Source organism: Streptomyces sp. L-9-10, from assembly GCF_004151105.1.
Classification (GTDB): domain Bacteria; phylum Actinomycetota; class Actinomycetes; order Streptomycetales; family Streptomycetaceae; genus Streptomyces.
On the sequence record NZ_PHRF01000034.1, the window covers coordinates 1 to 20,108 of the forward strand.

Sequence of the window (20,108 nt, forward strand, 5' to 3'; positions counted from 1 at the left end):
ATGGTACTGCAGGGGGGACCCTGTGGGAGAGTAGGACGCCGCCGAACAATTTTTGATGGGAATGCCCCGCACCTTTGGTGCGGGGCATTCCTGCGTTCTAAGGGGTTTCATGGAGTTCTACGGGTGATATCTCGTTGCGCGAGAGGGCGCGTGGCGCGGAGGATCGGTGCATGAACCATGTGATTCGCGCCGTACGGCCCGACGAATGGGCCAAGGTCAAGGACATCCGTCTCGCTTCGCTCCAGGACCCGGCCGCGCCGGTGGCCTTCCTGGAGACGTACGAAGGAGCCCTCGCGCAGCCCGATTCCTTCTGGCAGGCGCGGGCGTCCGGGTCCGCACCCGGTCATGGGGGCAGGTCGGTGCAGTTCATCGCGGAGGCGCCGGACGGGGCATGGTCGGGCACGGTGACACTGCTGGTCGAGGAGGCCGGCGCCACGGTCTTCCTGGGCGCCACGTCCGAGCGGGCGCAGGGGCATCTCGTCGGGGTGTTCGTACGCCCCGAGCGGCGCGGTACCGGACTGCTCGGGGCGCTGATCGATGCCGCGCTCGACTGGGCGTGGTCGCTGGAGGAACCGTGGCTCGCGCGAGTGCGGCTCCATGTCCACGAGGGCAATCCGCGGGCGCAGGCTGCCTACCGCAAGCTGGGATTCGTGGCGACCGGCATTTCCCTGCCGTTGGAGGGCAGCCCTTCGGTGACTCCCGGGAGGGAACTGGAGCTGGCGATCGACTGCCCCTGAGGCTCCTCCTGGACTACTCCTGGGATTCCTTCCGGGACTTCTCCTGGAAGGGCGGGCGCGTCGTCAGGCGCTGTACGGGTGCTCCGCCCGCGCCGTCCGCAGCGCGCGTGCCCACCAGTCGAGTTGGTCGAGCATCGCCTTGGCGGCTCCGGCAGCGCCCTCCGGGTCGTGGGCGGTGCCGTCGGGGGCGAAGACATCACTCGTGACCTTGTGGAAGCTGACGGTCTCGCGCACGGTCGTGCTGTGCAGCTCGGCGAAGACAAGCCGCAGTTGTTCGACGCTGCGCAGCCCGCCGCCCACGCCCCCGTACGAGACGAAGCCGACCGGCTTGGCCTGCCACTCCTCGCGGTGGAGGTCGATGAAGTGCTTCAGGACCGCCGGGAAGCTGTGGTTGTACTCGGGTGTCACGACGACGAACGCGTCGGCCGCGCCCAGCCGGGCCGACAGTTCGGTCAGGGCCGGGGTGGGCTCCGTACCCCAGTCGGGGTGGACGGCGGGGAGTTCGGTGTCGGCGAGGTCGATGAGGTCGATCTCCGTGCTGCCATGGCCGGCGGCCAGGGTGGTGAACCAGTGGCCGACGGTGGGGCCGAGACGGCCTTCACGGGTGCTGCCGATGATGACGACGAGCCGTATCGGGTCGGTCGGCCGGGCGGACAGGGTGGACATGGCGTCGCTCCTCAAGGGTGCTGTGCGATCGACGCGAGGCAGCGTCAAGGTAAAGTACAACGTGTATGGCAAACATTTGCAATGACCGTTGTAACTTCTGAGAAGGGCGCACCCACCATGGCGAGCGGGGAGCGAGAGCGGAAGCAGGAACGGGAACAGGCGGTAGGGGCGGCTCGGGGGCCGGTGGTGCGAAAGCCGCCGCGCAAGGGGCTGTTGGAGAAGCGGCAGGCCATCGAGCGCGGCGCGCGTACGGTCTTCGGGTGCGAGGGGTACACGCGGGCCAGCGTCGACGCGATCGCCGCCGAGGCGGGTGTCTCCACGCGCACCATCTACAACCACTTCACCGACAAGGAAGAACTTTTCCGTGCGGTCTTCCTGGAGAGCGCCGCTTCCGTGACGGCCGACTCCACCGACCTCTTCGAGCGGCACTTCCGGCACTTCGGGAGGACCACCGACGTCGAGGCGGACCTGCTGGCCCTCGGACGCGACTGGGTCGGCCAGAACGCCAAGCACCCCGAACACTTCGCGCTCGTACGGCAGATCATCACCGAGGGGCCGCGGATGCCGGCCGATGTGATCGAGGAGTGGCAGCGCGTCGGGCCGCGGGCGGTACGTACCGATCTCGCGGAGCGGCTGCGCGTGCTCGCCGGTCAGGGGGTGTTCGACATCGACGACGCCGAGGCCGCGGCACGGCATCTGAGCCTGCTCGTCGGCGGCATCACGCTGGAGTCGCTCTTCGGCGCGGTCCGGCTGAGCGCGGCCGAGGTGGAGAAGTTCGTGGCGAGCGGGGTGTGGGCTTTCCTGAAGCTGTACGGGCCCTCCTGAGCGTGTGCGGGCCTTCCTGAGCACGTGTGCGGGGGCCTGTGCGGGCGGCGCGGGGCCTGTACGCGGCTTTCCGTGCCTCAGACGCTGTCGGCGCTGCCGGGAACCGGCAGTTCGTAGTGCGGCCAGCGGTCCAGGCCCTGCTGTCGCGACCGGAGCAGGGCCAGAGTCGGCAGCCCGCGGTCATGGCCGGTGGAGAGCAGCTCCGGAAGCTGGGGGAGCGGGGCCACGGCGGCGACATCGTCCAGGACGCAGGTCATTGGTGGGTCGAGCCGACCGTCAGATGACCGTGCGGCCATGCGGCGGCCGTGCTCGACCACGTTCGAGGCGAGTGCGGTGAGCAGAGGCATCGCACCCGGGCGGGAGCGCGGATCTTCGATCGGCTCGCCCACCACATACAGAGTGCCCCCCTCGTTCACAAAAGAATCCAGCGCGAGGGAATCGGTTCGGTTCGGTGTGCAGGAGTCGCGGATATGGATCGAGGAGAGGGACGACAGCGCACGGGCCGTCAACTGCTGGGAGACCTCGCGGCGTTCGGGATGCGCGGTGAGCGCGGACTCCAGCAGACCCGCGAGACCGGAGGCGGCCTTGGGGTGGGTACGGAGGATCCGTACGGCCTCGTGGGCGTTCCCGCCCTGCGCCCAGCGGTGCACCTGCTTGAACGGCCGCGACTCCACCGCGGCGGCGTGCAGCCAGCAGCGCAGCAGCGTCTCCGCCGTGTCGGCCATGGCGGCGTCGAGCAGGGCGTGCGGGCGTACGGGGGAGAGCAGCGCGGTGGCGCGGGCGCCGGCGGTGGTGGCGTCGTCGCATCCCGCGGTGGGGGACCAGTGGAGCCGGGCCGGGGTGTCGCAGAGATGGCCGGGGTCGTAGACGAGGACGGGGCCGAGCTTGGCCCGCGCGTCCTTGGTCGCGGACCACACGGCCGGGTCGGAGGTGATGACGAGGGCGGGGCCCTCGGCCTCCAGGACGGCCTGGACGGCCGCGGGACGGCGGGTGGGAGGGGCGCCGTATCGCACGCGGGGGGCGGGTACGGCAGCGGCGTGTGCGGGAGCGGGCGGGGTGAGGGGCGCGGCTGTGGGCGCGGGGGTGGTCACAGCGGTTTCTACGGGGGCAGGCGCCGCGCCGGCGGCAGTCGGCGTCGGTGCCGGAGCCGGTACATGTGCCGGCGACGGCTGGGGAGCAGCGGGCGCGGCTGTCGTCGCGACGTCCGGCAGGTACGGCTCCTTGCTCAGCGTCGGTGCCTGGCCGGATGCCTGGCTCGGCGCCTGCGTCGGTACGGCCGCCCGGCGGCGCGCTCGTACCATGCGGTAGCGGGCCGTCACGCCCAGCACGAACACCGTGAGCACGACCAGGACCATCATCTGACTGATCAGCAGGCCCCAGAACAGGCCGTACCCGGACAATTCGGCGGGCGGGGTGTCCGGCCAGGCGCCCGCGATGTCGTGCGGCGCCTGGGCGAGTTGACGTATCGCCAGCGGCGTACGCGTGAAGGTCACCCCCCGCGGCCAGGCGCCGTGGGTGAACAGACCCGCGAGTCCGGTCGCCGTCCAGGTCAGCAGCGCCAGCCCGAGCAGGAAGCCGAGCAGGCCCACCAGCAGTCCATCGGGGATCCCGCCCCGGGCGCCGCCCTGGTGGTGCTGACCGCCCTGGTAGTGCCGACCGTCGTGGTGGCCCTGGCCGTCGTGGTGGCGCGGCATGGTCATGCCACCGTCGACTCGGAGGACTCGTTCAACCGCCGTTGCCTCTCCAGGAGCGCCGCCCGCTGTTCCGCCTCCCACTCCGCGGCCCGCATGTCGTCCGGCAGTCTGCCTTCCAGTTCCAGGGCGTCGGCGGCGTCCGATGCCTGGGAGTTCTCGGTCATGGCCCGGTCGGTGAAGACGAGGGGCCGTTCCGCTTCCGTCACCAGATGCTTGACGACCTGGACGTTGCCGTTGACGTCCCAGACCGCGATACCGGGTGTGAGGGTCGGAATGATCTCCACCGCCCACCGGGGCAGGCCCAGCACCCGGCCCGTGGCTCTCGCCTCGTCCGCCTTCTGGGCGTAGATCGTCCGGGTGGACGCCATCTTGAGGATGGCCGCGGCCTCCCGGGCCGCCGCTCCGTCGACCACGTCGGAGAGATGGTGGACCACCGCCACGAACGACAGACCGAGCCGTCGGCCGAACTTCAGCAGCCGCTGGAAGAGCTGGGCGACGAACGGGGAGTTGATGATGTGCCAGGCCTCCTCGACCAGGAAGATGCGCTTCCTGCGGTCGGGGCGGATCCAGGTGTGCTCCAGCCAGACGCCCACGATCGCCATCAGGATCGGCATCGCGATCGAGTTGCGGTCGATGTGCGAGAGGTCGAAGACGATCAGCGGGGCGTCCAGATCGATCCCGACGGTCGTCGGTCCGTCGAACATGCCCCGCAGGTCGCCGTCGACCAGCCGGTCGAGGACCAGCGCGACGTCCAGGCCCCAGGCCCGTACGTCGTCCAGGTCGACATTCATGGCCTCGGCCGACTCGGGCTCGGGGTGGCGCAGTTGCTCGACGATGTCCATCAGCACGGGCTGGCGGTTGGTGATCGTCTCGTTCACATAGGCGTGCGCGACCTTGAGCGCGAAGCCGGAGCGCTCGTCCAGGCCGTGTCCCATGGCGACTTCGATGATCGTGCGGAGCAGAGCGAGCTGTCCGGTCGTGGTGATCGCCGGGTCGAGGGGGTTGAGCCGGATGCCGTCGTCAAGGGCCGCCATCGCGTCGAGCCGGATGGGGGTTATACCCAGCTCCTGGGCGATGAGGTTCCACTCGCCCGCGCCGTCCTCGCCCTGGGCGTCCAGGACGACGACCTGGCGGTCGCGGAAGCGCAGTTGGCGCAGGACGTACGTCTTCTCCAGCGCCGACTTGCCGTTGCCGGACTCGCCGAGGACGAGCCAGTGCGGGGCGGGGAGCTGCTGCCCGTACAGCTGGAAGGGGTCGTAGATGTATCCCTTGCCGCTGTAGACCTCGCGGCCGATGATCACGCCCGAGTCACCGAGGCCGGGGGCGGCGGTGGGCAGATAGACGGCCTGGGCCTGGCCCGTTGACGTACGGACGGGCAGCCGGGTCGTCTCCACCTTCCCGAAGAGGAAGCTGGTGAAGGCATCCGTGAGGACGGACAGCGGATCGCGCACCACAGGCCCCTTTCGGCTCGTCGGCTATCGGCGGTATCGGTTGTCGGCGATGAGCCGGGCTAACGGCGGATGCCGGTCGCGAACGGCAGGGTGTTCACAAAGGCGCGGTGGTGCTCGCGGTCGCACCACTCCAGTTTCAGATACGACTTGCCGGCCGACGCCCTGATCGTCCGCTTGTCCCTGGCCAGGGCCTCGGGCGACCTGGACGACACTGTGATGTACCCGACGAGGTTGACCCCCGCCGCGCCGCTGGCGAGATCTTCACCCCGCTGGTCCAGCCGGCCGTGCGCGGCGATGTCGCGCGGGTCGACGGTGCGGTTCATTTTCGCGGCGCGGCTCGCCTCAGCGTCGTCGTTCGTCTTCTCCGTCAGCATCCGCTCGATGGCGATCTCGGTCGGTTCGAGGTCCATGGTGACCGAGACCGTACGGATCACATCGGGGGTGTGGACGAGCAGCGGGGCCAGGAAGTTCACGCCGACCGGCGTCATCGGCCACTCCTTGACCCAGGCGGTGGAGTGGCACCAGGGCGCGCGGGTGGACGACTCGCGCGTTTTGGCCTGGAGGTACGTCGGTTCCATCGCGTCCAGCTCGGCCGGCCAGGCGTTTCGTTTCGTCATGGCCTGGATGTGGTCGATGGGGTGGTCGGGGTCGTACATGGAGTGCACGAGGGAGGACAGCCGGCCCTGGCCGAGCGGCTGGCGTACGCGGATGTCCGCCTCGGCGAGCCGGGCGCAGATGTCGGTCAGTTCACGGGCCATGACGACGGCGAGGCCCGCGTCCCGGTCGAGCTTCTTCGTACCGGCGGCCTGGCGGGCGGCGCGGGCCATGGCCTGGCCCTCGGCGGCCAGTTCGCGGGTGTAGTGCATGCACGCGACGAGATACGCGCGGTGCTGCTCGCTGGAGGTGGAGACCATCGACTGGAGCTGGTCGTACGAGTCCCGGAGCCAGCCGGGGGAGGAGGAGTCGCCGCGCTGGGCCACGTCCTTCTCGTGCGCGTCGGGGTCGGCGGGCAGCGTACGGGCGAGCATCTGGAGGCGGGTGACGAAGCCGTCGCCGTTGGCGACATGCTTGAGGAGCGTGCCGAAGCGGTCGACGAGGGCCTCCTGGTCCTCGCTGTCGCGCAGCCCGACGCCGGGGCCTTCGATCTCGATGGCGGCGGTGACGGTACGGCGGTCGGCGTGCAGCAGGACGGCGATCTCGTCCGGGCCGAAGGGCGCCGCCAGCCAGTTGATACGGCCGATGCCGGGGGGCGGGCCGACCTCGACCTCGCGGCCGTCGAGGCTCGTACCGGCCTCCATGGCGGCGGAGCGGTAGGCCGTACCGCGGCGCAGGCTGCGCTTGTAGCTGCGGTTGATCTCGAACCACTTGTAGAACGTGCGGTGCTTGTACGGCACATACACGGCGGCGAGCGCGAGGAGCGGGAACCCCGTCAGTGTCACGATCCGCAGCGACAGGACGGGGACCAGCAGCCCGCACATCATGCCGACGAAGGCCCCGGCGATGATCAGGGCGATCTCGCCGGTCTCGCGGTTCTTGCCGACGATCGCGTTCGGCCTGGCGCGGCCGATGAGATACGTGCGACGGGGCGCGATCGGTGGTGACTGGGTCGTCAACGCCCTCTACCTCCTGTGCTGTTGTTGCCGTTACCGGTGCCGCGTGAGCCGTGCGGGGTGCCGCTGGTCGGGCCACCGCCGCCGCGGGGCGGGGGCGCGGGGGACGGGACGGCCCCGCCGCCACCGCCGCCGCCGGACGAGGAGCCGCGCGAACTGTGTGCGGCGACACCGCCGGAGATACCGCTGGAGGGACGGCCGCCTCCGCCGCCTCCGCCGCTTCCGTCGCCCTGCTGGTGGCTGCGGCTGCTGTGGGTCTTGATGCCCTGGGAGACGAGAGCGGCGGGGGAGCTGATGAGGGCGGCGGCCTGCGAGCCGTCCGTGGCCTGCTTCCGGTTGGAACGGGAGGAGGCGATCTCGTCGCCGAAGCCGGGCACGAAGCGGTAGATCATCGCGGAGGCGAAGATCGCCAGCAGGATGATGGCGAGACCGGATACGACGGCGGAGACCGCGTCGGGCCCGCTGTCGGCGGAGAGCGCCCCCGCGAGGCCGAGGACGATCACGATGACGGGCTTGACCATGATGACGGCGATCATGATCCCGGCCCAGCGGCGGACATGCCCCCACATGTTCTTGTCGACGAGCCCGGCGTAGACGACGGTGCCGAGGAGCGCCCCCACGTACAGGAGCGCGGCCCTGATCACCAGCTCCAGCCAGAGCACACCGGCGGCGAGGATCGACACGAGCGAGACGACGATCAGCATGATCGGTCCGCCGCCGATGTCGTCGCCCTTCTTGAGGGCGTCGGCGAAGCCGCCGAAGAAGACGTCGGTCTGGCCGCCGGTGGAACTGGAGACGACCTGGGTGACGCCGTCGGTCGCGGAGACGATCGTGAAGAGGATGAGAGGGGTGAACGCGGAGGCCAGGACCGTCAGCCAGAGGAATCCGATGGCCTCGGACATCGCGGTGGAGAGGGGCACACCGCGGATGGCGCGCTTGGCGACGGCGAGCAGCCAGAGGACGAGGGTGAGGACGGTGGACGCGGCGAAGACGACGGCGTACTGGCGGAGGAAGGACGCGTTGGTGAAGTCGACGTTGGCCGTCTCTTTGACGGCGTCGCTGAGTTTCCCGATGATCCAGGCGGCGGCGTCGGCGCAGCCGCGGGCGAGGGAGGAGAGGGGGTCGAGGGTGTCGGGGGCGCTGGGTACGAGGGAACTGGAGTCTCCGGTCTCGCCGTTCTCGCAGAGCTCCTGGACCTGGCCGGAGAGAAGGCTGCAGTCCCCGCTCGACGAGGGACTCGGGGTGGGCGACGGACTCGGCGCGGCCACCGCCCGTGACGCGAACAGGAAGAGCGCGGCTTGCGCGCCCGCCAGTACGGTGATGAGCGACCGCGCGCGGCGCCGAGAGCTACCTGGCATAGGTGAAGCCTCCGAACTGCTCGACAGCCTTGCTGATCTCGTCCGCCGTGGAGGCCGCGACATCGCCGGGGACGGGGGCCGGGCCGTCCTTCTGCGAGTCGGCGGTGACCTTCCACTCGTTGCTCAGCCACCGCAGGTCGAAGGTCCAGGTCTTCCAGGTCGTCCGCACGGGGTTCGTCGAGTCCGGACCGGACATCCCGATCAGGCCCATGTACCAGACCGACGCCTTGGCCGTGTCTCCCGAGAGACTCTCCACCTTGGTACCGACAGGGACCGTGCGGGTGACGAACGTGCTGCCCTCGGGCGGATTGCCGTCCGCGTCCAGCCCCAGCTTCCGCAGGAACGCCGGTGAGTACGCGGCGTCTTGCGGACCTTTGAGCTTGTCCGCCGCCTCAGGGGTGTAGACCGTGTCGACGATGCCGTGCCGGCTGTCCTGCCGGAACATGCCGTCGGAACCGAGCGCCACCGCGTAGTTCGCCGCCGCGCTCGCCGCCCCCTGCTCGTTCCGCGCGAACCCCGAGGGGATCTCCCCGTTCTTCCCCGTCACCGGCTCGACCCCCGTCGCCGCCGTCGGGTCGGCGCCGGGGCCGGCCGTACCGCCCTTGCCGCCGTCGGAGGCAGCACCACCTCCGCCGCCGCGGTTCGCGAACGCGATAGCGGCGATGAGCAGGACCACGACACCCACCACGGTGATGAGCGAGCGCGAGCCGCGTGCCGGGCGGCGCGGGCCGCCGTACATGTCGCCGCTTCTGCCGTCGGGCAGGCGGGTACGGGTCTGGCCCGTCCCGCCGAAGCCGTCGTCCGTACGGCCCGACGTGCGGCCCGGATCGCCGCCGTAGCCGTGCTCGTCGCCGAAGCTCATGCCGCGTACGCCCCCTCAGACGTGAGCGGTTCCGCGGTGCCCGCGGTGTCCGCGTAGTACGACGGTAGCCGTGCTGGTTCCCGCGCGGGCGCGGTGTGGTGACTCGACATCAGGGAGACGCAACCTCAGCCGGTGGGTGCGACGGACGGGTGGTGTTGAGGGTGAACCCGGGCACGCCCGGTGCGGACCGGCGGGACGGGAGAGAAGGGGGGAAACGGAGAGGAGAGGGCGGATGGAGGGACGGGGCGAGGTGGACGCGGGTCAGACGGCCATCCCGTACACGATCGTGAAGAGTGTGCCCAGCGAGCCGATGATGAAGACGCCGGTGAGCCCGGCGACGATCAGGCCCTTGCCCTGCTCAGCGCTGAACGTGTCCCGTAGCGCTGTCGCTCCGATCCGCTGCTTGGCCGCACCCCAGATCGCGATGCCGAGGCAGAGCAGGATGGCCACCGCCATCACGACCTCGATCATGATCCGGGCCTCGTTCCCAAGTGTCCCGAAAGGGCCCCAGTTCGGGGCGATGCCACCGATGATGGTGGTGATGTCGCCCTTTTCGGCCGCCAGGTACATGTAACTCACCGCCCCTGTTGGGTCGTTCACGCCCGAGCCCCATGGCACGGGTCACGCTCTATCTTCGCTGATGGAACCGCCCTCGTAAGCCGCTTGGCGGCTCTCTTTACCCGATCCCCGCACATATGACCGACGATGGTGCCCCGATCAGTCACGGATCGGGTATGCGAGAACGCGTATGGTTACTCTGTGTATCACGGAGCGTGACTCCGGGCAATGACTGTCGTTGTTACACCTTTGTGGTTCATGGCACGTTCGGAACGCCTCGAACCGCTGAGTCCGGACTCGGTCCGGCTCCCGCTCCTCGCCCACCGTACGAGTGAACTGGGCGCCGCCGCCGCGCTGTCCGGCGGGCCGCCGGGTGCCCTTGGACGCACTTGGCCGCGGAGCGTCCGCGCCGTACGCACCCCCTCGTGCCCCGACGTCCACGGCGAATTCTGGTCATCCAGCGCCCCTCTTCCGACGTCCTCGTCGTCCGCCTCCTGATCCGTCCCCTCCGCGCCTACACTGGCCGACGACAGTGGCCCTGACGCGGAGGGTGTGTGACGGTGCGTAAGACATGGCTCCTCGTGGCCGCTGTCGGGGGGCTGGGGTTGAGTTTTGTCGCTCTGCTCGTCGTCGGGACCTACTCCGCCGCCGCCGGTCTTGCCGGGGGTGTGGGCGGGGGCGGGCGGGCCGTGGGGTTGGCGAAGGGGGCCGTGCCCGCCGCCTATCAGCCGCTTGTCCAGCAGTGGGGCAATCTCTGTCCCGCCATCAACCCCGCGCTGCTCGCCGCGCAGTTGTACCAGGAGAGCGGCTGGAATCCCAGCGCCCAGAGTCCCGCCAACGCCAAGGGCATCGGGCAGTTCATCCCCGGTACCTGGGAGGCCCATGGGATCGACGGGAACAAGGACGGGACGCGGGACATCTGGGATCCGCGTGACGCGATTCCCTCGGCCGCCTCGTACGACTGCGAATTGGCCGGATACGTCAAGGACGTGCCCGGGGACAGGACCAGCAACATGCTCGCGGCGTACAACGCCGGGGCGTACGCCGTCATCAAGTACGGGGGCGTGCCGCCGTACCGGGAGACGCAGAACTACGTCAAGATCATCCGCACTCTGGAGAAGAGCTTCGCCAGGCCCATCGGGCGGGTCGAGCCCTCGAAGCAGGCCGCCACGGCCATCTACTTCGCTCAGCAGAAGCTGGGAACGCCCTACCTCTGGGGCGGGAACGGGACCCCCGAGCAGGGCGGCCGGTTCGACTGTTCCGGGCTGACGCAGGCCGCGTACCGGACCGTGGGGATCGAGCTGCCGCGGGTGGCCAATGATCAGTACAACGCCGGCGAGCATCCCTCGCGGGACGAACTGCTCCCCGGTGATCTCGTCTTCTTCTCGGACGATCTCACCAACTCGCGGGCGATCCGGCATGTGGGGTTGTACGTGGGTGGCGGCTACATGATCAACGCGCCGTATACCGGGGCCGTCATCCGGTTCGACAAGATCGACACCCCCGATTACTTCGGGGCCACCCGCGTCACCGAGGACGGCGCGAAATCGCTGCCCACCAACCTGCCCCCGAGCCGCCCGGCCGCCTGACTCCGGAGGGCCGGCCGACTCCGGAGGGCCGGAGTACCGGCGGCTCCGACAGCCGCCCGTGGCCGGAACTCTCCGTCCGGCAGCCGCCCTGAGCTGCGACTATGTGTCACTCTTCGATAACGTCATGGTGATCGTTCGGTGGAGAGAGGAACGTACGCGGCGCGTAGGCCGTTCCCTGGACGACAGCTGCGGTACTGATCACGCAGCATGTTCCGTACTGACCACGGGGGTTGGTAGAGGCGTCGCCCACGAAGGTGTGGCGCGGCAGGGCGACAAGTAGGCAAGGGGCCGCAGCAGATGGCTGGACTCGTACTGGATGGGTCGAACCCCGACGTCAGCCTGCTCTACGACATCAACGGACTCGCCAAGGACGCCCCGACATGGTTCGACCGCGTGATGGAGTTCGTCGGTGAGTACGGGATCATGTTCGGGCTCGTGCTCATCGGGCTCTGGGGCTGGTGGAGCGTGCGCAGGCGCGGTTCCGCGGAGGATTCGGTCACGGCCGTCGCCGGGCTGGTCTGGGCGCCGCTCGCCGCCGGGATCGCGCTGCTGATCAATATCCCGATCCGGGGCTTCGTCGAACGGCCGAGACCGTTCCTGGACCACAAGGGCCTGGAGGTCCTGGTGGCGGGGAAGACGGACTACTCGTTCGTCAGCGACCACTCCACGATGGCGATGGCGATCGCCGTCGGTGTCTTCATCGCCCACCGCAAGCTCGGGTTCGCCGCGATCGGCCTGGCCCTCCTCGCGGGCTTCTCCCGCGTCTACATGGGCGTCCATTACCCGACCGATGTCATCGGCGGCTTCGCCCTCGGTACGGCGGTCGCCCTGCTGCTCACCCCGCTCGCTCTCGCCCTGCTCACCCCGCTGGTGTCGGCGATCTCCCGGTCGCCGCGCGTCGGGTGGTTCGTACGGGCGCGGGCCGCCCGCGAGGCGGATCTCGCCGCCGCCGCGGGCGCCGGTGCTGTCGGCGGGACGCGGCCGCTCGGTATCCCCGAGCCGCGCCCCGACGACAACAATCTCGCGGCCTGAGCCGGTCACGTCCCACCAGGCGGGACGTCCGCCGCGCTCCCTAGAAGTCCGCGACCGCGCTGACCACCACATTCGAGTCCCAGTGGCCTTGGGCGTCGATGACTCCCCCGCAGGTGATCAGCCGTAGCTCCGGGGTCGGCACCGGGCCGTAGACCCGTTCCGTGGGGAATCGTTTCGTACGGTACGTATCGACAGCCGTCACCCGGAACGTCAGCCGCCGCCCGTCGCCCAGCTCCGTCTCGATCGCGTCGCCGGGGCGCAGCCGGCCCAGCTTGGCGAAGACGGCGTTCTTGATGTCGTCGCGTCCGTTGCGGACCGGGACGGTCCCGGGGTTCGCCGGGGCGTCCCGGTGGCCGATCAGGACCGCAGGGCCGCGTTCGCCCGGGCGTGGCCCCAGGGCGAACCAGCCGACCTTCATCGCGTTCCGGAACCCCGGTGCGTCCAGCGTGCCCTCGTCGTCGAGCGCCAGCGGCAGGACCTCCGCGCGCACACCCAGTGCCGGGATGCGCAGTCGTACGGGGGCGGACGGCGGGTCCGTGACCTGGACGGTCCGTGGTTCGCGAAGGGCCGCTGTCCGTGGCGCGGGCCGGAGCGGGAACACATGCAGCAGTACGGCGGCCGTCGCGCACAGGGCCGCTATGGCGAAGAGGACCTTGATCGTCCTGGCCGGCCGCTTGACCGGTCCGGTCGGTCCGGTCGGCCCGGCCGACCGCCCGGTCCCGCCGTCACTGCTGGAGATGCCCGCCCGACCCGCCGTGCCGGTCAGTGCTGTCCTCCCGTCGAACGGCGCTGGAACCGGCGCACCACGAGGATCGTGCCCGCGGAGGCCGCGGCGGTGGCACCGATGGCGAGGGTGAGTTCGGCCGCGCCGTAGCTGCCCGACGGGTTGGCGGCGGTCATGTGGTCCGCGCCTCCGCGCGCCGCGCCGGACGGGGTGATCGTCAGCCCCCCGACCGAGGGGGCGGTGGACGTGCCGGTGGTCGTACGGGGGACCGCGGGGGCGGCCGTACGAGCCGGGGTCACGCGGGCGGCGGGGGTGGGCACCCTGGTCGCCGGTGCCGCCGGCGCCTTCGTGGCTGCCCGCGTGGGCGCTTTTGTCGCCGGCCTTGGCGCTGCCCTGGTGGGCGCCTTCGTGGGTGTCCTCGGCGCTGCCCTGGTGGGCGCTTTCGTGGGAGTCCTGGCGGGTGCCCTGGTGGGGGCACGTGTGGGGACGGCGGCCGCCCTGGTCCGCGTCGGCGTCGCCGGGGGCTTCGCCCTGGACGTGGACGACGTCGTCCCCGACACCGTCGGGTCCGGGTCCGGGCCCGCGCTCAGCGGCAGCACCATCGCGCTGCCGTTCGGGGAGACGAGCGTGAAGCCGTCCACGTGCTGCCCGCGTGGCAGGTGCGGCTTGTCGTTCGAGTAGTAGTAGAGCGGGTGCGTGTTGTAGATGACCTGTGGCTGATCGCTGTTCTCCGCGTTCAGCACGGTCTGCGCGGTGTCGTTGGTGACACCCCGCCCCTTCGTCGGATAGCCGGTCGCGGCCGGCCAGACGTCGGCGCACTCGCCCGTGCAATCCGGGTTGTCCGGTTCGTCGGCCGTCCGCATGTAGAGCGGATTGCCGAGTTTGTCCGCGATCACCCGGCCGACGGCGGTGTTGATGAGGGTCAGCTGACCCGGTTCGGTGGGCCTGTCCACAGCTGTGGCGGCGCCGCCGCCGAGCGCGAGAAGGAGAACGGTGGCCGCGGCGAGCGCGGCTATCCGGGATCCGTGTCCGTGCATGGGTCCGTGCATGGGTACGCCCTTGCGAGTCGGGATGAGCCCCCCGCTTGCCGGCCCCCCGCCTGCTAGATACAGGCCATCGCCAACTGGCCCTCACGGCCACCTCGGTGAGCCGTACGGGCTACGAAAGGCGGCAGGGAAGCAGGGCTTCGGGGGCCAAGGGCTTCGAGGACCAAGGCCCCAAGGCTCACAGCGCCTGCGGGAAATCGAAGAGGCGGTCGGGGTCGTACCGCGTCTTCAGCCGGGCCAGCCGGTCCGCCGCCGCGCCGTAGTACGACGTGCGCCAGTCGGGCAGCGTCGGGTCGGTGTAGTTCTGGTACGCCGCGCCCGAGGCGTGCCGGCGCATCGATCCATGAGTGTCCTTCAGCCACGCGCGCTGGGCCGATCCCGAGGTGCCCGGCTCCCACCCCGCGACGTACTGCGCCAGCACCCGCGCATCCCGGTGGACGAAGGCCGTCGCGAGCGGGTCCACCCGGTTGACCGCGCCGCCGAGCGCGGTGAGGGTGAGGGAGCCGCTGCCGCCCTCGGAGGCCGGGAGCCGGGTGAAGGTCTCGGAGGCGGAGATGAGGGCGCGCCGGCCGGCGGGGGAGAGCGGGCGGAGGTAGAAGTCGGAGGCGGCGGAGTAGGTCTCGCGCCGGAGCGCGCCCTGTTCGCTGCGGCCGGGCGTCGTACCGGGCAGTCGGCACTGCTCCTCGGCGAGGCCGGAACAGCCTGCGTAGATCAGCATCGCCTCCTCGTAGTCGCGCTGCCGCACGGAGATGAAACGTGCGGGGCCGGGGCCGCCCGGTCCGTCGGCGAGCCGGTCGAGCGCGTCCTTCAGCTCGTCCTCGCCGCCGAGGGAGAAGGCGGAGAGGGACAGGGTCGGGTCGACGCCGCCCGGACCGGCGTTGAGATGGAGCGAGGACCAGATCTCGTCCGGCTGGTCGGGGCCCCACTCCTGCCAGGCGCCGAGCAGCGCGTCGGCCTTGGACCACGGCCAGCTCGCGGAGGCGGCGACGGCCGGGGGCGCCGGATGCGTACGGAAGCGCAGCTCGGTGACGACCCCGAAGTTGCCGTTGCCCGCGCCGCGCAGCGCCCAGAACAGGTCCGTGTGCTGCTCGGAGTCGGCGGTCAGCCGCTTGCCGTCGGCCGTGATGAGGGTCGCCGAGGCGAGGCTGTCGCAGGTGAGGCCGTAGGCGCGGGCGGCGACGCCGTGTCCGCCGCCGAGGGTGAGCCCGGCGATGCCGACGGTGGGGCAGGAACCGGCGGGGATCGTACGGCCCGCGTCCGCGAGGGCCCGGTAGACGTCGGCGAGCCGGGCTCCGGCTCCGACCGTGCCGTCCGTGGCCGCGCCCCGCAGCGAGTCGAGCCGCGTCACGTCGATGACGAGCCGGCCGTTGCCGCTGGACCAGCCCGCGTACGAGTGGCCGCCGCCGCGGATGGAGACGGGCGTGCCGTGCGTCCTGGCGAAGGCGAGGCACTCCTCGATGTCGTCCTCGCCCCGGACATAGGCGACGGCCGCGGGTCTCAGGGTGTCGAAGCGGGTGTTGTAGAGCTGCCGGGCGGTCTCGTACGCGGCGTCGTCCGGCCGTACGAGATCCCCGTCGAGCCCCTGCGCCAGCGCGTCCCAGCTCGGGGCGCCGGCGGGGGGTGTTCTCGCGGGGCTCGGGGCGGGCGCGCCGGCCGTACGGCCGCCCGCGCCGTGCTTGCCGTCCGTGGCGCCGTCGCCGGTGCACGCGGTCGCCGTGGCCGCGGTGACCAGGACACCGGCCGCGGCGGTGAGCAGGGAGCGCCGTTCCATCCGCCTCAGCTCTTCGTCGTCCGGGTCGGTGTCCGGGCCGGTGGCTGGGCCGTCGCGTGGGCCGCGGCGTCGGTACGGGCGAGGTCGCGTGATCTGCGGGCATGGCCCGACCAGCCGCAGGTGCAACGTGCCGTGCAGAACGAGCCGCGCTCGACGGTCGTGGTCTCGTGCGGTGCCGGGACGGAACGGGAAGAGGTTCCGGCCGCGGGGGATCGGGATGAGGGGGGAGACGAGGGGGGAGATGAGGCGGCGGTGGGGGGATCAGAGGTGTCTTGCTCGCACACATCTCCACGGTACCGGGGCGTAGGCGTCCCGTGACCGGGCCCGGCGTGACGAGGAACGCCGGGCGTCGTTATCCGGAGCGGGTGGGCTTCGGACAAGCGGCGGTCGGGCGTTGGGGGTTGGCAGGCGATGGTGGTGCAGCAGCACAGACGCAGGGGCGTGGCGTTCGCCGTCGTGACCATGGCGGGGGTCGTGGCCGCGACCGCCGGCTGTTCCGGGAGCGGTGGCGCCGTGGCCGACGACCGGCCCGGCAGTGATCCCGCGGCCGTGCTGAGGGCGGCCGACGCGCTGCTCGCGGCGGGCAGTTCGAAGGCCAGTACGTCCATGGAGATGGCCGCCGGCGGGACGCGCGTGACCATCCGCGGCGAGGGCGGCTACGACTTCGGCGAGCGCATGGGGCGGCTCCGGGTCGTCCTGCCCAAGGAGCCCGCCGGCGCGAGCGAGCACCGGCCGATCACCGAACTGCTCTCGCCCGGCGCGCTGTACATGAAGAACCGCGGCGCCGGGGTGCCCGCCGACAAGTGGGTCAGGGTCGACTCGACCACGCTGGAGGACGGGAATCTGGTCACCGGCGGGGCGACGGATCCGCTCACCGCGGCCGAACTGCTGCGTGCCGCCAGGAATGTGACCTTTGTCGCCGAGCAGGATCTCGCCGGCACCCGTGTCTGGCACTACAAGGGTGTCACCGACATCGGGCGGGCCGCGAAGGCCGCGTCGCCGTACGCGCGCGGGGCGCTGGGCGCGGCGGCGAAGGGGTTCGGCGAGGACGCGGTGCCGTTCGACGCGTATCTGGACGACGCGGGGCGGCTGCGCAAGGTCAGGCACCGGTTCAGCTATGTCAACCAGGGGCGTACGGTCGCGGTCGCCTCGACGACGCTGCTGTACGCGTTCGGGGAGCCGGTCGCCGTCACACTGCCCCCGCAGGACGACATCTTCGCCGGGGAGATCAAGTCCTGAGCGGAGCGCGGGCCGCGGTGTCGCGGCGTGCGGCGCCCGGCGTGCGGTGTGCGGTCCGGCGCCCGGCGCGCGGTGTGCCGAACGCGAAGGCTTCATGGCGCGATCGGCAAGATCAAATCAAGCCGTAACCACAGAGGACCAAGGCGGAAATGGTCCAGACGTGCCATGCGCGGTGTGTATCACGCTCCCTACGCTAGGAAGTCGACACCGGCAGGAAGAGGTGAATGCACGTGGCTCTGTTGCGCACGCCGAACGTCCAGGACCACGTGGCCCTCGCCGAGATCGAGTGGTGCGGGGAGTTGATGATCGCGGCGTCGGCCGCGGACGGGGAACGGCTCAGCCCGGACCGTATCGACGAGGTGCTGAACGTGAGGGCGGAACGGCCCGCCGCCCCTCGCCATCCGGGGACGTCCCGGGGGCCCCGGCGAAGAGACTCCTGCGGGGAGTGACCGCCGGGGCCGCCCCGGTGGTCATGGGGCGGTCGGCGTCGCGGACGTCATGTATGTCACGTCCCTCTGACGTGTCGGGTGCGTCACAGGCACGTCAGGTACGGAGCAGCCGGGCGATCGCTTTGGTCGCCTCCTCCACCTTCGCGTCGATCTCCTCGCCGCCCTTGACCGCGGCGTCGGCCACGCAGTGGCGCAGGTGCTCTTCGAGGAGCTGGAGCGCGAAGGACTGGAGCGCCTTCGTCGAGGCGGAGACCTGGGTCAGTATGTCGATGCAGTAGACGTCCTCGTCGACCAGCCGCTGGAGGCCGCGGATCTGGCCCTCGATCCTGCGCAGCCGCTTGAGGTGTTCGTCCTTCTGCTTGTGGTAGCCGTGCACCCCGCGGTCGTGATCGGTGGTGACGGCGTCGGTGGTGACGGCGTCGGTGGTGACGGCGGCGGCGGTGCCCGTCACGCCGGCCGCCTCAGTGGTCGTCATCGCGTCCTCCCGTTGTGCTGTCAGCTGATACCGATGGATGCCGGTGGATGGTGATGGTGCTGTGATGGTGCTGTCCGAAAAGGGGTGTATACCCTACCTGGGTATATGTTACCCGTCTCTGGGGCCGGGGGCAGGGGCCTGTGCTTTTCGCCTTGCCACCATGGGTGACACTGGGAACTTGCCGGTTAGCCGTGGCCGGATGTTGCGCCTAGCATCACCCCTGACCGAATCCCATGTAACCCGAGGACCCCACGTGCGATTTCGTCTGACCCCCAGGGAGACGAGCTTCTATGACATGTTCGCCGCGTCCGCGGACAACATCGTCACGGGCTCCAAGCTCCTGATGGAACTCCTCGGGGCGGATTCCTCCGCCCGGGCCGAGATCGCGGAGCGGATGAGGGCAGCGGAGCACGCGGGCGACGACGCCACTCACGCGATCTTCCATCAGCTCAACTCCTCCTTCATCACGCCGTTCGACCGTGAGGACATCTACAGCCTCGCGTCCCAGCTCGACGACATCATGGACTTCATGGAGGAGGCCGTCGATCTCGTCGTCCTCTACAACATCGAAGAGCTTCCCAAGGGTGTCGAGCAGCAGATCGAGGTGCTCGCCCGCGCCGCCGAGCTGACCGCCGAGGCGATGCCGCACCTGCGGACGATGAACAACCTCACCGAGTACTGGATCGAGGTCAACCGGCTGGAGAACCAGGCGGACCAGATCCACCGCAAGCTGCTTGCCCACCTCTTCAACGGCAAGTACGACGCGATGGAGGTGCTCAAGCTCAAGCAGATCGTCGACGTGCTCGAAGAGGCCGCCGACGCGTTCGAGCACGTCGCGAACACGGTGGAGACCATCGCGGTCAAGGAGTCCTGAACCACGTGGACACCTTCGCGCTGATCGTGACCGTCGCCGTCGCGCTCGGTTTCACCTACACCAACGGCTTTCACGACTCCGCCAACGCCATCGCCACCTCGGTCTCGACCCGGGCACTGACCCCGCGTGCGGCTCTGGCGATGGCCGCGGTGATGAACCTCGCGGGCGCGTTCCTCGGCCAGGGGGTCGCCAAGACCGTCAGCGAGGGCCTGATCGCCACGCCGCACGGATCGCGGGGGATGGGCATCCTCTTCGCCGCGCTGGTCGGCGCGATCGTCTGGAACCTGGTCACCTGGTACTTCGGGCTTCCGTCCTCGTCCTCCCACGCGCTGTTCGGCGGCATGGTGGGCGCGGCGCTGGCCGGCGGCACCGATGTCATCTGGGGCGGGGTGCTGGAGAAGATCGTCATCCCGATGTTCGTCTCCCCTGTCGTCGGCCTGGTCGTCGGATATCTGGTGATGGTCGCGATCATGTGGCTGTTCCGCAGGACCAACCCGCACAAGGCCAAGCGCGGTTTCCGGATAGCCCAGACCGTCTCGGCGGCGGGTATGGCGCTCGGGCACGGTCTGCAGGACGCCCAGAAGACGATGGGCATTGTGGTGATGGCGCTGGTCATCGCCGATGTGGAGGACTCCGGAGACGCGATCCCGGTCTGGGTGAAGATCGTCTGCGCGCTGATGCTGTCCCTCGGCACGTACGCGGGCGGCTGGCGCATCATGCGGACGCTCGGCCGGAAGATCATCGAGCTGGACCCGCCGCAGGGGTTCGCGGCGGAGACGACGGGCGCGTCCATCATGTTCGGCTCGGCGTTCCTGTTCCACGCGCCGATCTCCACGACGCATGTCATCACCTCGGCGATCATGGGCGCGGGGGCGACGAAGCGGGTCAACGCGGTCCGCTGGGGGGTCGCCAAGAACATCATTCTCGGCTGGTTCATCACGATGCCCGCTGCGGCACTCGTCGCGGCGGTGAGCTTCTGGCTGGTGAACCTGGCCTTCGGCTGAGTCGCCCGTACACAGCTGAGCCGCCCGTACGGAGAAGCCGTACAAAGAAGTCGTACAAAGAAGCCGTACAAAGAAGTGGGCCCGCCCCCCTGGGAGAGGGGGCGGGCCCTTCGCCGTGCGGTGGCACCGCCATGCAGCACCGCA

At 70.3% G+C, this 20,108-nt stretch carries 20 protein-coding genes; 8 read left to right on the forward strand and 12 right to left on the reverse strand.

Annotated features, from left to right (window positions below; translation table 11 throughout):
* The first annotated feature begins 170 nt into the window (after positions 1–170).
* Positions 171–737, forward strand: coding sequence for a GNAT family N-acetyltransferase (locus tag CU044_RS08835; RefSeq protein WP_129767932.1), 567 nt, complete (start codon positions 171–173; stop codon positions 735–737).
* 63 nt (positions 738–800) lie between these two features.
* Here the strand turns inward: CU044_RS08835 and CU044_RS08840 are convergent, their stop codons facing one another.
* On the reverse strand, positions 801–1,403 hold the full coding sequence (locus CU044_RS08840; protein WP_129767933.1) for an NAD(P)H-dependent oxidoreductase: 603 nt from the start codon (positions 1,401–1,403) through the stop codon (positions 801–803).
* Positions 1,404–1,589: 186 nt separating this feature from the next.
* Here CU044_RS08840 and CU044_RS08845 point away from each other — a divergent pair, with 186 nt between their 5' ends.
* Positions 1,590–2,228 carry a TetR/AcrR family transcriptional regulator gene (locus CU044_RS08845; RefSeq protein ID WP_240045448.1) on the forward strand — a complete coding sequence of 213 codons (639 nt, stop codon included), beginning with the start codon at positions 1,590–1,592 and terminating at the stop codon, positions 2,226–2,228.
* Between the two features lie 77 nt (positions 2,229–2,305).
* Here CU044_RS08845 and CU044_RS08850 read toward each other — a convergent pair whose 3' ends face one another.
* From CU044_RS08850 to CU044_RS08875, 6 genes are all read right to left on the reverse strand, one after another.
* Positions 2,306–3,928, reverse strand: a complete 1,623-nt coding sequence (locus CU044_RS08850) for a type IV secretory system conjugative DNA transfer family protein (RefSeq protein WP_240045449.1) — start codon at positions 3,926–3,928, stop codon at positions 2,306–2,308.
* Positions 3,925–5,373 (reverse strand): ATP-binding protein, encoded by a 1,449-nt coding sequence (locus tag CU044_RS08855; RefSeq protein WP_129767934.1) that lies wholly within the window; start codon positions 5,371–5,373, stop codon positions 3,925–3,927. The genes CU044_RS08850 and CU044_RS08855 overlap by 4 nt, the downstream gene beginning before the upstream one ends.
* A gap of 59 nt (positions 5,374–5,432) precedes the next feature.
* Positions 5,433–6,986, reverse strand: a complete 1,554-nt coding sequence (locus CU044_RS08860; protein ID WP_129767935.1) for an SCO6880 family protein — start codon at positions 6,984–6,986, stop codon at positions 5,433–5,435.
* The gene (locus CU044_RS08865) at positions 6,983–8,341 is read right to left on the reverse strand and encodes a hypothetical protein (RefSeq protein ID WP_193563912.1); all 1,359 of its coding nucleotides are present in this window, start codon (positions 8,339–8,341) and stop codon (positions 6,983–6,985) included. The genes CU044_RS08860 and CU044_RS08865 overlap by 4 nt, the downstream gene beginning before the upstream one ends.
* A complete protein-coding gene (locus tag CU044_RS08870) occupies positions 8,331–9,203 on the reverse strand; it encodes a hypothetical protein (protein WP_129767936.1) in 873 nt (290 codons plus the stop codon). The genes CU044_RS08865 and CU044_RS08870 overlap by 11 nt, the downstream gene beginning before the upstream one ends.
* Positions 9,204–9,464: 261 nt before the next feature.
* Positions 9,465–9,773 carry a hypothetical protein gene (locus CU044_RS08875; RefSeq protein ID WP_030353484.1) on the reverse strand — a complete coding sequence of 103 codons (309 nt, stop codon included), beginning with the start codon at positions 9,771–9,773 and terminating at the stop codon, positions 9,465–9,467.
* A gap of 548 nt (positions 9,774–10,321) precedes the next feature.
* Between CU044_RS08875 and CU044_RS08880 the strand changes: the two genes are divergently transcribed.
* Together CU044_RS08880 and CU044_RS08885 are read left to right on the forward strand one after the other, a co-directional pair.
* On the forward strand, positions 10,322–11,350 hold the full coding sequence (locus CU044_RS08880) for a bifunctional lytic transglycosylase/C40 family peptidase (protein ID WP_129767937.1): 1,029 nt from the start codon (positions 10,322–10,324) through the stop codon (positions 11,348–11,350).
* A 297-nt stretch (positions 11,351–11,647) separates the two neighbouring features.
* A complete protein-coding gene (locus tag CU044_RS08885) occupies positions 11,648–12,382 on the forward strand; it encodes a phosphatase PAP2 family protein (RefSeq protein ID WP_129767938.1) in 735 nt (244 codons plus the stop codon).
* 40 nt (positions 12,383–12,422) lie between these two features.
* Here the strand turns inward: CU044_RS08885 and CU044_RS08890 are convergent, their stop codons facing one another.
* The 4 genes from CU044_RS08890 to CU044_RS39440 form a co-directional block, all read right to left on the reverse strand.
* A complete protein-coding gene (locus CU044_RS08890; RefSeq protein WP_165371826.1) occupies positions 12,423–12,983 on the reverse strand; it encodes a sortase in 561 nt (186 codons plus the stop codon).
* Positions 12,984–13,144: 161 nt separating this feature from the next.
* The gene (locus CU044_RS08895; protein ID WP_165371827.1) at positions 13,145–14,143 is read right to left on the reverse strand and encodes a hypothetical protein; all 999 of its coding nucleotides are present in this window, start codon (positions 14,141–14,143) and stop codon (positions 13,145–13,147) included.
* 187 nt (positions 14,144–14,330) lie between these two features.
* Positions 14,331–15,923, reverse strand: a complete 1,593-nt coding sequence (locus tag CU044_RS08900; protein WP_129767940.1) for an FAD-binding oxidoreductase — start codon at positions 15,921–15,923, stop codon at positions 14,331–14,333.
* Between the two features lie 5 nt (positions 15,924–15,928).
* A complete protein-coding gene (locus CU044_RS39440) occupies positions 15,929–16,207 on the reverse strand; it encodes a hypothetical protein (protein WP_129767941.1) in 279 nt (92 codons plus the stop codon).
* 127 nt (positions 16,208–16,334) lie between these two features.
* Between CU044_RS39440 and CU044_RS08910 the strand changes: the two genes are divergently transcribed.
* Positions 16,335–17,162, forward strand: a complete 828-nt coding sequence (locus CU044_RS08910) for a hypothetical protein (RefSeq protein ID WP_129767942.1) — start codon at positions 16,335–16,337, stop codon at positions 17,160–17,162.
* A gap of 224 nt (positions 17,163–17,386) precedes the next feature.
* Entirely contained in the window at positions 17,387–17,611 is a 225-nt protein-coding gene (locus CU044_RS08915; protein ID WP_030353475.1) for a hypothetical protein, read from the forward strand.
* A 94-nt stretch (positions 17,612–17,705) separates the two neighbouring features.
* Here the strand turns inward: CU044_RS08915 and CU044_RS08920 are convergent, their stop codons facing one another.
* Entirely contained in the window at positions 17,706–18,086 is a 381-nt protein-coding gene (locus tag CU044_RS08920) for a metal-sensitive transcriptional regulator (RefSeq protein WP_129767943.1), read from the reverse strand.
* A gap of 253 nt (positions 18,087–18,339) precedes the next feature.
* Here CU044_RS08920 and CU044_RS08925 point away from each other — a divergent pair, with 253 nt between their 5' ends.
* Together CU044_RS08925 and CU044_RS08930 are read left to right on the forward strand one after the other, a co-directional pair.
* Positions 18,340–18,960 (forward strand): DUF47 family protein, encoded by a 621-nt coding sequence (locus tag CU044_RS08925; protein ID WP_129767944.1) that lies wholly within the window; start codon positions 18,340–18,342, stop codon positions 18,958–18,960.
* 5 nt (positions 18,961–18,965) lie between these two features.
* Positions 18,966–19,964, forward strand: coding sequence for an inorganic phosphate transporter (locus tag CU044_RS08930; protein WP_129767945.1), 999 nt, complete (start codon positions 18,966–18,968; stop codon positions 19,962–19,964).
* The last annotated feature ends 144 nt before the right edge of the window (positions 19,965–20,108 follow it).

Excerpts from the sequence above, each read along its gene's own strand:
- CU044_RS08850 (WP_240045449.1), bottom strand. The coding sequence starts at position 3,928 with ATGACCATGCCGCGCCACCACGACGGCCAGGGCCACCACGACGGTCGG.
- CU044_RS08885 (WP_129767938.1), top strand. The coding sequence starts at position 11,648 with ATGGCTGGACTCGTACTGGATGGGTCGAACCCCGACGTCAGCCTGCTC.
- CU044_RS08895 (WP_165371827.1), bottom strand. The coding sequence starts at position 14,143 with ATGCACGGACACGGATCCCGGATAGCCGCGCTCGCCGCGGCCACCGTT.
- CU044_RS08915 (WP_030353475.1), top strand. The coding sequence starts at position 17,387 with ATGCACGTGGCTCTGTTGCGCACGCCGAACGTCCAGGACCACGTGGCC.
- CU044_RS08835 (WP_129767932.1), top strand. The coding sequence starts at position 171 with ATGAACCATGTGATTCGCGCCGTACGGCCCGACGAATGGGCCAAGGTC.
- CU044_RS08865 (WP_193563912.1), bottom strand. The coding sequence starts at position 8,341 with ATGCCAGGTAGCTCTCGGCGCCGCGCGCGGTCGCTCATCACCGTACTG.
- CU044_RS08840 (WP_129767933.1), bottom strand. The coding sequence starts at position 1,403 with ATGTCCACCCTGTCCGCCCGGCCGACCGACCCGATACGGCTCGTCGTC.
- CU044_RS08875 (WP_030353484.1), bottom strand. The coding sequence starts at position 9,773 with ATGTACCTGGCGGCCGAAAAGGGCGACATCACCACCATCATCGGTGGC.
- CU044_RS08910 (WP_129767942.1), top strand. The coding sequence starts at position 16,335 with ATGGTGGTGCAGCAGCACAGACGCAGGGGCGTGGCGTTCGCCGTCGTG.
- CU044_RS08870 (WP_129767936.1), bottom strand. The coding sequence starts at position 9,203 with ATGAGCTTCGGCGACGAGCACGGCTACGGCGGCGATCCGGGCCGCACG.
- CU044_RS08900 (WP_129767940.1), bottom strand. The coding sequence starts at position 15,923 with ATGGAACGGCGCTCCCTGCTCACCGCCGCGGCCGGTGTCCTGGTCACC.
- CU044_RS08920 (WP_129767943.1), bottom strand. The coding sequence starts at position 18,086 with ATGACGACCACTGAGGCGGCCGGCGTGACGGGCACCGCCGCCGCCGTC.